At 59.6% G+C, this 11,713-nt stretch carries 12 protein-coding genes; 5 read left to right on the top strand and 7 right to left on the bottom strand.

Annotation, left to right across the window (positions count from 1 at the left end; genetic code table 11):
- Positions 1 to 14 precede the first annotated feature (14 nt).
- Together HBO41_RS05315 and HBO41_RS05310 are read left to right on the top strand one after the other, a co-directional pair.
- Positions 15 to 416, top strand: a complete 402-nt coding sequence (locus HBO41_RS05315; protein WP_017137125.1) for a YbaY family lipoprotein — start codon at positions 15 to 17, stop codon at positions 414 to 416.
- A gap of 38 nt (positions 417 to 454) precedes the next feature.
- Complete coding sequence (locus HBO41_RS05310; protein WP_169985368.1) at positions 455 to 1,144, top strand: DUF4197 domain-containing protein; 690 nt, start codon at positions 455 to 457, stop codon at positions 1,142 to 1,144.
- A 513-nt stretch (positions 1,145 to 1,657) separates the two neighbouring features.
- On the opposite strand, the gene HBO41_RS05305 is transcribed toward HBO41_RS05310, so the two are convergent.
- A complete protein-coding gene (locus HBO41_RS05305) occupies positions 1,658 to 2,272 on the bottom strand; it encodes a LysE family translocator (protein ID WP_169985366.1) in 615 nt (204 codons plus the stop codon).
- Between the two features lie 194 nt (positions 2,273 to 2,466).
- On the opposite strand from HBO41_RS05305, the gene HBO41_RS05300 reads away from it, so the two are divergent.
- Positions 2,467 to 3,057 carry an Lrp/AsnC family transcriptional regulator gene (locus HBO41_RS05300; protein ID WP_225933036.1) on the top strand — a complete coding sequence of 197 codons (591 nt, stop codon included), beginning with the start codon at positions 2,467 to 2,469 and terminating at the stop codon, positions 3,055 to 3,057.
- A 105-nt stretch (positions 3,058 to 3,162) separates the two neighbouring features.
- Here the strand turns inward: HBO41_RS05300 and HBO41_RS05295 are convergent, their stop codons facing one another.
- Positions 3,163 to 6,228: an efflux RND transporter permease subunit gene (locus HBO41_RS05295; RefSeq protein WP_138453031.1), complete on the bottom strand. Its 3,066-nt coding sequence runs from the start codon at positions 6,226 to 6,228 to the stop codon at positions 3,163 to 3,165.
- A gap of 6 nt (positions 6,229 to 6,234) precedes the next feature.
- The gene (locus tag HBO41_RS05290) at positions 6,235 to 7,335 is read right to left on the bottom strand and encodes an efflux RND transporter periplasmic adaptor subunit (RefSeq protein ID WP_169985364.1); all 1,101 of its coding nucleotides are present in this window, start codon (positions 7,333 to 7,335) and stop codon (positions 6,235 to 6,237) included.
- A 93-nt stretch (positions 7,336 to 7,428) separates the two neighbouring features.
- Between HBO41_RS05290 and HBO41_RS05285 the strand changes: the two genes are divergently transcribed.
- Positions 7,429 to 8,064, top strand: coding sequence for a TetR/AcrR family transcriptional regulator (locus HBO41_RS05285; protein WP_017137119.1), 636 nt, complete (start codon positions 7,429 to 7,431; stop codon positions 8,062 to 8,064).
- 122 nt (positions 8,065 to 8,186) lie between these two features.
- Here HBO41_RS05285 and HBO41_RS05280 read toward each other — a convergent pair whose 3' ends face one another.
- Positions 8,187 to 8,969 carry a class I SAM-dependent methyltransferase gene (locus tag HBO41_RS05280; protein WP_017137118.1) on the bottom strand — a complete coding sequence of 261 codons (783 nt, stop codon included), beginning with the start codon at positions 8,967 to 8,969 and terminating at the stop codon, positions 8,187 to 8,189.
- A gap of 96 nt (positions 8,970 to 9,065) precedes the next feature.
- Between HBO41_RS05280 and HBO41_RS05275 the strand changes: the two genes are divergently transcribed.
- A complete protein-coding gene (locus tag HBO41_RS05275) occupies positions 9,066 to 9,686 on the top strand; it encodes an energy transducer TonB (protein ID WP_138451325.1) in 621 nt (206 codons plus the stop codon).
- Between the two features lies 1 nt (position 9,687).
- Here HBO41_RS05275 and HBO41_RS05270 read toward each other — a convergent pair whose 3' ends face one another.
- The 3 genes from HBO41_RS05270 to HBO41_RS05260 are packed head-to-tail and all read right to left on the bottom strand — an operon-like array spanning position 9,688 to position 11,705.
- A complete protein-coding gene (locus HBO41_RS05270) occupies positions 9,688 to 10,515 on the bottom strand; it encodes an oxaloacetate decarboxylase (RefSeq protein ID WP_099548544.1) in 828 nt (275 codons plus the stop codon).
- 27 nt (positions 10,516 to 10,542) lie between these two features.
- Positions 10,543 to 11,403, bottom strand: coding sequence for a DUF72 domain-containing protein (locus tag HBO41_RS05265; RefSeq protein ID WP_169985362.1), 861 nt, complete (start codon positions 11,401 to 11,403; stop codon positions 10,543 to 10,545).
- On the bottom strand, positions 11,403 to 11,705 hold the full coding sequence (locus HBO41_RS05260) for a hypothetical protein (RefSeq protein ID WP_017137114.1): 303 nt from the start codon (positions 11,703 to 11,705) through the stop codon (positions 11,403 to 11,405). The genes HBO41_RS05265 and HBO41_RS05260 overlap by 1 nt, the downstream gene beginning before the upstream one ends.
- Positions 11,706 to 11,713: the final 8 nt, after the last annotated feature.

Raw genomic sequence — 11,713 nt, 5'->3', positions numbered from 1 at the left:
AAAGGAGCTGTACCATGAAAAAGATCATCCTCCTGGGCCTTACCGCCCTGCTCGGAGCCTGCCAATCCATGACCCCAGCCCCCAAGGCCAGCCTCGACGGCGAAGTGTTCTACCTGCAACGCATCGCCTTGCCGCCCGCGGCCACCCTGAGCGTCAGTCTGCAGGACGTGTCGCTGATGGACGCGCCGGCGGTGACCCTGGCCGAACAGAAAGGCCCGGTCAAAGGCCAGGTGCCGCTGCCGTTTCACCTGAGCTACGACCCGGCCCAAATCAAGCCAGGCCACACTTATTCGGTGAGTGCTCGCATCGAGCTGGACGGCAAGCTACTGTTTATTACCACCGAACGCCACGCGGTGCAGCTCGACGGCAAGGACGAACAGCCACTGCGTCTGCGCGTTGATGCTGTCGCACACTGACCTTTCCAGACCATAAGCCCGAACATAAGGAAGCGCTCATGCTCCGTCACTCTCTTCGCCTCACTGCCCTGTGTGCCGGCTTGCTGCTCGGTGCCAACGCCATGGCCCTGGACCTTGGCAGCCTGTCCCAGGGCGACGCCAGCGGCGGTCTCAAAGACGCCCTGACCCAAGGCGCCCAGATCGCCGTGAAACAACTGGGCGTGCCCGGTGGCTTCAGCAACAACCCCGAAGTGAAGATCGGCTTGCCAGGCAAACTCGGCAAAGTCGCCGACAAGCTGAAGATTTTCGGCATGGGTGACCAGGTCACGCAGCTGGAAACCAGCATGAACAAGGCCGCCGAAACGGCCGTGACCCAGGCGCAACCGATTCTGGTCAATGCCGTCAAAAACATGAGCGTGACTGACGCCAAGGGCATTCTCAGCGGCGGCCAGGACTCGGCGACGCAGTACTTGAACAAAAGCAGCCGCGAGCAGATCCGCGCCAAGTTCCTGCCGATCGTCAAGGCCGCTACCGACAAGGTTGGGGTTGCGCAACAGTACAACGCCCTGGCCGGCAAGGCGGCAGCATTTGGCGCAGTGGATGCCAAAAGTGCCAACGTTGAAAACTACGTGACCGAACAGGCGCTGGACGGCTTGTTCAAGATGATCGCGCAGCAGGAAGAAACCATTCGCAAAAACCCGGCGGCCGCGGCCACCAGCCTGGCCAAGAAGGTGTTTGGGGCACTATAAGCTTCTCAAACACACTGGTCCCACTGCGCCAAGGCCGCTTACCACGGGCCTTGGCGCAGTTGTTTCAGGCCAAGCCCCTTAACGATTCAGCGTAAAAAGCGGATAGCTAGGCCTGTAGGGTGAAGGTTGCTCGTAGACCGTGTGCTGCTGTGGATACGGCCTGCCATGGTTGGTCTGGGTTGGATAGGTGTGGCCCACGTTCGGCCGGACTGTATGAGGACGATGTTGGGGATAGTGGTGATTGTTTGTTGCGTGCCCCGACCTATATCCATTTCCAAAATTGTTGCGCGGTGCATTATTGCCCAACAGGGCTCCGAGCAGCGCACTTTTGAAAGCAATTACAGCATCAAAAAAAGCCATGTAACTCTCCATAAACTCATTGAATAGGTCGGACTGCCAACTCAGGGAAGTCCAAACCTGCGCCTGTCCATCAGGCAATTCTGAGTGGAGTAAAAAAGGCAAACGTTCCAAAGGCGCAGACGCCTGTTTGCATCAGGATGTGAGTCAGTGCTACTACGTCAGCGTGAATGACCAGGCGACCGTCACTACCATCAAAATCGCGAAGCTTACGTTAAGTCGTCGACTCCAAACGGGGTGGATGAACAACTTGCGCATCCGGCTGCCTGCAAAAAGCCACAAAAAATCGAATACCACGCAAACCAATAAACAAATAAGCGCTTTTGTGCCCTGCTCCCAGCCCGGCGTCGTGCCCAAGGTGAAACTGCCCAGTAACGCTGCAAACGCGGCATACGCCTTGATATTTGCAACCCCCAGCACAAAACCGGCACCCCAGCCCGGCGTGACCACGGCTTGCTGATCCTGAATGGGCGGTGCCGTACCAATGCGGTAAGCCAACCAAAAAATATAAACAATGGAGATGATCGTCAGTGCCACCGCCAACCCGGGAAAGCTGTGCAAGACCACATACAGCCCAGAAACAACCAACGCCATGGCAATCACTAAACCCAGGGTGATCCCGACAAAAAACTGAAACGAGCGTTGCATGCCATACGCCGCGCCGCTGGCAGCCAGCGCCAGAGTCGCGGGGCCGGGGCTGGCCAGTAAGGCGATAGCTGCGAGGGTAAAGGTGAATATCGCCTGGTAAACACTTAGCGTGACATCAAACATGTGAAGCGCCTCGGTAGCTTTATTCAAAACTTAATGAAACCGCACCGCCTTGTAGTTGTAACTCGACGTTAGCCCCCCTCACAACCACCACGCACTGGACCGCTTTGCACATTCATACACCCATTCAATAAAATTTATAGCAAGTTAAAAACACTCACTCAAACACAGCCGCATCGTTTAGCCGGCGGTAACTTTTGAACGCAGCTGTAATTCGCACATTCAAGAATAAAAAAATAGATGGAAACCTTTTAAAAATCCATTCTTTTGTCAGGGATCTGTGGTATGTAAGATTTTCACGCTATTTCATCAATGTTCGTAAGGTCCATCTAATGAAAAGGCTTACAAAAAACGATCAGACACTCGATGCAATTGATCGCGCGCTGCTGGTCGCCCTGCATCAGAATGCCCGTGCCTCTATCCGCGCGCTCAGCCGGCAGGTGGGATTGTCCGCTCCTGGTTGCAGTGAGCGTCTCAAACGCCTGGAAGTGGCAGGGGTTATAAGTGGGTTCAGCGTAGCGTTGGACGCGCAGGCACTGGGGTTTGCGCTGCAGGCACTGGTGCGGGTAAAACCGCTGACGGGAAATTTTCAAACAGTGGAGCAGCTACTGTCAGACATGCCTGAATGTATTGTCTGTTACAAGATCACCGGGGAAGACAGTTTCGTCTGCCATCTGTACACACATTCCGTTAACCACCTTGATCAAACCTTGCAAAAAATAACGCCGTTGGCCGACACCAACACCTCTATTATAAAAACCGTCGAGAAGAAACTGCCCCTGTTCTAAATAAACAAGTGGGAGACATTCAGGCTTAAACAGCAGTTATCGAATTTCAGGCTTTTCCCACACCCGTCAATACTATCGATACGCCTTCACGCCTCCCGTTATGAACTAGTGCGCCTCCTTCTTAATGCGAAACCATGCCGCATACAGGGCTGGCAAGAACAATAACGTCAACGCGGTCGCCACAATCAACCCGCCCATGATTGCCACCGCCATCGGCCCGAAGAACACGCTGCGCGACAGCGGAATCATTGCCAATACCGCCGCAAGCGCCGTCAGTACAATCGGGCGGAAGCGTCGGACGGTGGCTTCGATGATCGCCTGCCAGGGCGCCAGTCCCGCCTTGATGTCTTGTTCAATCTGGTCCACCAGGATCACCGAGTTACGCATGATCATGCCCGACAGCGCGATGGTGCCGAGCATGGCGACAAAGCCGAAGGGCTGGCGGAACACCAGCAGGAACAAGGTCACGCCGATCAAGCCCAGCGGCGCCGTCAGAAACACCATTGCAGTGCGTGAGAAACTGCGCAGTTGCAGCATCAGCAAGGTCAGCACTACCACGATAAACAGCGGCACGCCGGCCTTGACCGAGTTCTGGCCACGGGCCGAATCCTCGACGGTGCCGCCCACTTCGAGCAGGTAGCCGTCCGGCAGTTCGGCGCGCACGCCTTCCAGGGTCGGCAGGATCTGCTGGACCAAGGTTGCCGGTTGTTCCTTGCCGTAGATATCGGCACGCACGGTCACCGTCGGCAGGCGATTGCGGTGCCAGATGATGCCTTCTTCAAAGCCATATTCGAGGGTCGCAATCTGCGACAGCGCTACGCTTTTGCCGTTGTCGGTCGGCACCGCCAGGCTCGGCAGCAGCGACAACTCGGTACGTTCATGCACGGTGCCGCGTAGCAGGATCTCGATCAACTCGTTGTCCTCGCGGTACTGGCTGACGCTGGAGCCGGTCAAGGAACTTTGCAGGAACTTCGACAGGTTGGCAGTGCTGACGCCCAGCGCACGGGCACGGTCCTGGTCGATATTCAGGTAGACGATCTTGCTCGGTTCCTCCCAGTCCAGGTGCACGTTGACCACGTGGGTATTTTCGCGAACCTTGGCCGCGACCTTGCGCGCCAGGGCACGGACTTCTTCGATGTGCTCGCCGGTCACGCGAAACTGCACCGGGTAGCCCACGGGCGGGCCGTTTTCCAGGCGCGTGACGCGTGAACGCAGGTCGGGGAATTGTTCGTTAAGGGTCTCGATCAGCCAGGTGCGCAGGCTTTCGCGTTCCTCGATGGTTTTGGCCAGTACCACAAACTGCGCAAAGCTGGCGGCCGGCAGTTGTTGGTCCAGCGGCAGGTAGAAGCGCGGCGAACCGGTGCCCACATAGGCCACATAGTTGTCGATGCCAGCATGTTCCTTGAGCAAGGCTTCCAGGCGCTTGACCTGGTCGGCGGTGTTGCTCAGCGAAGCACCTTCAGCCAGTTTCAGGTCGACCATCAGCTCCAGGCGACCGGAGGCCGGAAAGAACTGCTGAGGTACAAAACGGAACAGCGCCACCGAGCCGATAAACAACAACAAGGTCAACACGATCACGGTTTTGCGCCGACGCACACACCATTCGACCAAGCGTCTTACACGTTGATAGAACGGCGTGCCGTAGGGATCAGGCCCATCGGTGCCGTGTTTGGCCGCATGAATCTTCGCCAGGTCCGGCAGGAGCTTTTCCCCCAGGTACGGCACAAACACCACCGCCGCAACCCACGAGGCCAGCAGGGCAATGGTCACCACTTGGAAAATCGAACGGGTGTATTCACCGGTACTCGATTGCGCGGTGGCAATCGGCAGGAAACCTGCGGCGGTGATCAATGTGCCGGTGAGCATCGGGAACGCGGTGCTGGTCCAGGCAAAACTCGCGGCCTTGAGCCGGTCGTAGCCCTGCTCCATTTTGATCGCCATCATTTCCACGGCGATGATCGCATCGTCCACCAACAAGCCCAGGGCCAACACCAAGGCACCGAGGGAGATTTTGTGCAGGCCGATGCCCAGGTAATACATGGTCGCAAAGGTCATCGCCAGTACTAGCGGAATCGCCAGGGCGACCACCATGCCGGTGCGTACACCAAGGGAGAAGAAGCTCACCAGCAGCACGATGGCCAAGGCTTCAGCGAGTACCTGGACGAATTCACCGACGCTGGTTTTCACCGCCGCCGGTTGGTCCGAGACCTTGCGCAGTTCCATGCCTGCCGGAAGGTTCTTCTGCAGGCGTGCGAATTCGCCTTCAAGGGCCTTGCCCAGTACCAGAATGTCGCCGCCGTCACGCATCGCCACGGCCAGGCCGATGGCGTCCGCGCCCATATAGCGCATGCGCGGCGCCGGTGGGTCGTTGAAGCCGCGATGGATTTGCGCCACATCACCGATGCGGAAGGTGCGGTCACCTACGCGAATCGGGAAGTTACGGATCTCATCGACCGTTTTGAAGTTACCCGAGACGCGCAGTTGCACGCGTTCCGTCGGGGTTTCAAAGAAACCGGCGGTGGAGACGGCGTTCTGCTCCTGCAGTGCCTGCTGCACTGCAGCCAATGGCAGGCCGAGGGTGGCGAGCTTGAGGTTGGACAGTTCGATCCAGATCTTCTCGTCCTGCAGGCCCAGTAACTCGACCTTGCCCACATCCGGCACGCGTTGCAGTTGAATCTGGATGCGGTCGGCGTAGTCCTTGAGCACCGCGTAGTCAAAACCGTCACCGGTCAGGGCGTAGATATTGCCGAAGGTGGTGCCGAATTCATCGTTGAAAAACGGCCCCTGGATATCCGGCGGCAAGGTCTGGCGAATATCGCTGATCTTCTTGCGCACCTGGTACCACAGCTCCGGGATTTGTGCCGAGTGCATCGAATCGCGGGCCATGAAGGTGACCTGGGACTCACCGGGCCGGGAGAACGAGACAATGCGCTCGTACTCGCCCGTCTCCATCAGCTTCTTCTCGATACGTTCGGTGACTTGGCGCGAAACTTCCTGGGCCGTGGCGCCCGGCCAGTTGGTCTTGATGACCATGGCCTTGAAGGTAAACGGCGGGTCTTCACTTTGCCCCAGCTTGGTGTAGGACAACGTGCCGACCACTGCCAGCAGGATCATCAGGAACAGTACGATCTGGCGATTACGCAACGCCCATTCGGAAAGATTGAAACCCATCGGGGACTACTCCTTGGCCGCCAGATTCACTACTCGGTTGGAGCGATCCACCGGGCGCACTTGCTGGCCCTCATGGAGCACATGCACACCCGCCGCGATCACCCAATCGGTGGGGGCCAAGCCTTCAAGCACCGGCACGGTTTTTTCACCGAAAGCACCGATGCGCACCGGCGTTCGTTTGAGCGTGTTGTCCGGCTGTACCCGCCAGACGTAGGACGCACCGTTCTCCGCGCTCAGGGCCGACAGCGGCACGGACAGTGGGACGATGCCATCAGCCTGGATGAAGACGCGGGCGCTCTGGCCCAACTCGGCGGGGACTTTGCCGCCGGTGAAGGCAACGCGTGCAGCGAAGGTGCGGGATTTTGGGTCGGCTGCCGGTGAGAGCTCACGAATGCGCCCGGCAAAACGTTGGTCGGGCTGGCTCCACAACTCCACCGATACCGGTTGGCCGATCTTGAAGCGGCCAAAGCCTTGCTCGGGCAGGCTGATCAACACTTCGCGCTCGCCATCGGTGGCCAGGGTAAACACCGTTTGGCCGGCGGACACCACTTGGCCGACTTCCACCGCACGCTTGGCCACTACACCGTCCTGGGGCGCACGCAGCACGGCATAGCCGGCCTGGTTGCTCGATACGTCGAACTCGGCCTTGATCTGCTTAAGACGCGCTTCACCGGATCGGTAGAGGTTTTCGGAATTGTCGTACTGCGAGCGGCTGACCATCTGACGGTCCATCAGGGTCTTGTAGCGGTCGCGTTCGGCGCGCACCAGGCTCAGGTTGGCTTCGGCGGCGGCAACCTGAGCGCGGGTGGCTTCCAGTTGCAGGCGCACGTCCTGTGGGTCGAGCTCTGCCAATGGTTGGTTGGCCTTGACCCGCTCGCCCTCCTCCACCAAGCGCTTACTGACTTTGCCGCCGATGCGAAAGGCCAGGTCCGGCTCATAACGGGCGCGTACTTCCCCCGGAAAACTGTCCATCGCCAGCGCCGACGGCTGCGGTTGCACCACCATGGCCGGGCGGATGGTGGTTTGGGCCGCTTCTTCATGACCGCAGGCGGTCAACAGGAAGATCAGGCTGACAGGCAACGCAAGGGGCAGGAAAGTACTGCGCATGCTGAAGGACCTTTCGCAAATGGAGCTAGGAATAATTATACTGGCCGGTATGTTATTAATACCAAACTCACCAGTCCAGTATTAAAGGTGAAAATGTCCGACAATCCTGTAAACACCAATAGCCCCGGGCGTCCCAAGGACATGGCAAAACGCCAGGCAATCCTCGAAGCAGCCAAAATCCTGTTTTTGAGCAATGGCTACGCCAGCACCAGCATGGATGCCGTGGCCCTTGAGGCCGGCGTGTCAAAACTGACGGTCTATAGCCACTTCACGGATAAAGAGACCTTGTTCACCGCCGCCGTCGTGGCCAAGTGCGAGGAGCAGTTGCCGGTGATGTATTTCGAGTTGCCCGAGGGCATGCCGGTGCACACCGTACTGCTGAACATCGCGCGCGGCTTTCATCGGCTGATCAACAGCGAAGAATCGGTGAACCTGCACCGCCTGATGATGACCACCGGCAACCAGGACGTGAAACTCTCGCAGATCTTCTTTGAAGCCGGGCCTATGCGCATGCTGCAAGGCATGGAGCGCCTGCTCAGCCGCATTGACCAGAGCGGCGCCTTGAGCATCGACAAACCATTTACGGCGGCTGAGCACTTCTTTTGCCTGCTCAAGGGCACGGCAAATTTCTGCTTGTTGTATGGGTGTGGCGGGCAGCTGAGTGAAGAAGCTGCCGAAGCGCATGTGCAGGAGGTGGTGGGGTTGTTTATGCGGGCGTATCGGCCTTGAGGGTTTGAGCTGCCTGATCGGGCACTATCGCAGGCAAGCCAGCTCCCACCTTTGACTGTGTTTGCAAATCAAAAGGTGGGAGCTGGCTTGCCTGCGATGAGGCCCGATAGAACAACAATGATTCAGGACTTGAGCGCTTTCTTTGGATAGATGTCATACCGGCTGGACTTTCCATCCAACGCATGGCTCGGTTTCGGCCCGTCAATGCACGGCGCCTTGCGCGGGCGCTTGACCACCACGCGGTGGCTGGCCAACGCCAAGGCGGCAGCGAGTAAGGCCGGTGCGTCCGGATCATCACCCACTAATGGGCGAAACAGGCGCATTTCCTTCTTAACCAGCGCCGTTTTCTCACGGTGCGGGAACATCGGGTCCAGGTAGATCACCTGCGGCGGCTCGCCCTCCCAGTTGCGCATCACCTCGATCGAGTTGCCTTTGAGCAACTGCATGCGCGCCACAATCGGCGCCACTTCAAAGTCGTCCGCACCACGGGCCAGGCCGTCTTCGAGCAAGGCGCCGATCAACGGCTGACGCTCGATCAGGCTCATCTCGCAGCCCAGGCTGGCGAGTACGAACGCGTCCTTGCCCAAGCCCGCCGTAGCGTCCAGCACCCGTGGGCGCACCCCTTGGGCAACACCGACCGCCTTGGCGATCATCTGCCCGCTGCCACCGCCGTAGAGACGCCGATGCGCCGCGCCGCCTTCGACGAAGTCCACGCGCACCGGCCCCGGCGCGTCAGGCCCGAGCTGTTGCAGTTGCAGGCCGTGTTCCCCGACTTGCAGGGAAAAGTCCGCCTCCTCCAGCTGCAAAGGCAGGCCAAGCTGCGCGGCCCAGTGCTCGGCGCGGGCCTTGAAACCGTCGGCCAAAGCCTCGACCCGAATGCGGCTGGCCGCTGGTTGTTCGCTCATCAATCGCTACGCTCAAAAATATTAAGGATCGGCAAACAACGGCCGATAAAAACAACAGTCAGGTATTTTGCCAGAGCTGAGCGTCGACCGAGAAAAATGTCAGACATTCTTCCCCTAACCATCGGTGTACTGCCGACCCACAACCACTACGGCCTGCGCAATACTCAAGCGCTGGCTGGGGTGAGCCATGTGTGGCAGGACTTCTTCGCCCGTGCGTTGGCCGAGCAGCTTGGCGATACGCCGGGTGCGCTGGCGGCCAAAGCCCCGGCGCCGAGGGACCCGGCGGTAGAACCCAGCGAAGGCGCCGACCTGTTGTCACAGATCCTCACCCAGCGTGAATGCGACGTACACGACACCGAGGTCGCCCCGCCGGAGCCGCTGTTCCTGCCCATCGCCGAATTTGAAACCGAGCTGCTGCCGCCGCCTGCCACGCCGTTCCCGGCAGAAGAAATCATCGCCCAGCAGCGCCAGCAAAACTTCGAAAGCGGCTGGGTCCGCCCGATTGTGCTCAATGCCGGCAACCCGCCGCCTGAGCCTGGCCCGGCGCCGCAGCCCCAGCCGCTGCACCTGCCGATTGCCGAATTCGAACTAGACCTGCTGCCACCGCCTGCCACGCCTTACCCGGCCGAGGAGCTGGTGGCGCAACAGAAGGCGCTGGACTTCGATTATCACTGGGCGCGCCCGCTGGTCCTCAACAACCTGCGCCTGGCGGCCTGATTCAGTCTTTGAAAAAACCGTTGGCCTGGCTGAACGGCATCTTGCGTTCAGTGAAGGTAAAAGTGCCCAGCTCATACACCTCCTGCGCCGCCCGATAGAACTCGCCATACGCCGCCAGCGCCATGGCTGAGCCGACACTGATGCGGCGCACACCCATTTCGCTCAACTGCGCCACGCTCAGGTTCAAACCACCGGACATCAGTACATTTACCGGTTTGGGCGCCACCGCCTTGACCACCGCGAGCACTTCTTCGGCACTGCGCAAGGCGGGAGCGTAGAGCACGTCCGCCCCGGCTTCGGCGTAGGCTTGCAGGCGGCGAATAGTGTCAGGCAAATCCAGGCGACCATGCAGGAGGTTTTCTGCACGGGCGGTGAGCGTAAAGGCAAATGGCAAGCTGCGGGCAGCGGCGACGGCGGCTTCCACGCGCTCCACCGACAGGTCAAACGGATAGATCGGGTCGACCGCAATGCCCGTGGCGTCTTCGATAGAGCCACCCACAATACCGCTGGCCGCGGCGCGCAGGATGGTCTGGGCGCAGCCTTCGGGGGTGTCGCTGAAGCCGTTCTCCAGGTCAGCCGCCACCGGCAGCGCAGTGGCCCGCACGATCGATGACGCATTGGCCAAGGTGTCTTCAAGGGATAATGCGCCTTCCGCATCCGGTCGCCCGAGGCTGAACGCATAGCCCGCACTGGTCGTGGCCAACGCCTCAAAACCCAGGCTGGCGAGCATGATGGCGGAGCCGGCGTCCCACGGGTTGGGCATCACGAATGCGCGGTCACGCTCATGCAAGGCCTTGAAGGTTTCGGCGCGAAGGGTTTGGGCATCCATGGCTGACTCCTGTCGGAAAAAGGAGCCCTAGAGTAACCCCAGTTGCTCCGCTGCGGGTTCCCGATGCAAGGTTGGCAGCGCTGGCAACCCCGGCAAACGCAGGATCAACTGTTGGTGAAAGCGCAGCGCCAGTTGCGCGGCGAGGCGGTTATCCGAGGTGTGCAGGAACACATAAGGCGTGCGCCCCTCTTCGATCCAGCCAGCAATTTTTTCTACCCACGGGACCAGGAACGGGTCATTGGCCTCCAGTTCCGGATGGCCGATGAAGCGCACCTGGGGAAATAGAGTCAGCGCCGCCGGCCGTGTTGGTACCTTGGGCTTTTTCGATTGGGCGTGCAGCACGGCCGCCGACGTTGAAGTGCAACTGAACAGCGCACGTGGATCGAGGCAAATACGCTCCACGCCACGGTCGCGCAACAGGCGGTTGAGCCTGCGCTCGGCATCGCCCTTGGCGAAGAACTCAGGGTGACGCACTTCCACGGCCAGCGGGCGTTCCAGGCCGTCAATGAAACCCGCCAGTTCGCCCAGGCGTTGCGGCGAAAAGCTCGCCGACAATTGCAACCACAGCGGCGAAACCCGCTCGCCCAAAGGGCTCATCAAGCCGACAAAACTTTCCGCTGCCGGCAATTGCTCGCGCAAATCGCCGCCGTGGCTGATATCTCCGGGGAATTTGGCGGTGAAACGAAAACCCTCAGGCATGATTTCAGCCCAGCGCTGCACCGTGGCGGCCGAGGGGCGGGCATAAAAGGTGGTGTTGCCTTCAACGGCGTTAAAGACCTGGGAATACAGGGCAAGGTAGTCGCTGGAACGGGCATCGGCCGGGTACAGGTACTCGCGCCAGGCGTTTTCACTCCAGGACGGGCAGCCGATGTAGTAAGGCAGGCGCATCAGATGTGGATGTCGAGACCCAGCACTTCCATATCCCATTCGACAAAGCCGGCGGTGGTCAGGTAGCTGGCCAGCGCGGTGGCGACGCTTTTGCTCATGGAACGGGGGAAGACCATGTCTTGCTGACGGGCAGGAAGGCCACTGATGCGTGCAGCGCCAGAACCTTGGGCACTGGGTTGCGACTCTGACTGAACCTCGATGAAGTCCGGCGAATCTTCGACGGACTCGTCTACCGTGACGTTCGCCTTGCGCGGCTTACGCTTGAGTGGGTAGGACTGTGAGGAAAAGCCGTCTATACGCATACATGCAG

It is taken from the genome of Pseudomonas sp. WS 5146 (assembly GCF_012985495.1).
GTDB lineage: Bacteria > Pseudomonadota > Gammaproteobacteria > Pseudomonadales > Pseudomonadaceae > Aquipseudomonas > Aquipseudomonas edaphica.
The sequence above is the reverse complement of the archived record's forward strand: the minus strand, read 5'-3'. Positions and strand labels throughout refer to the sequence as shown.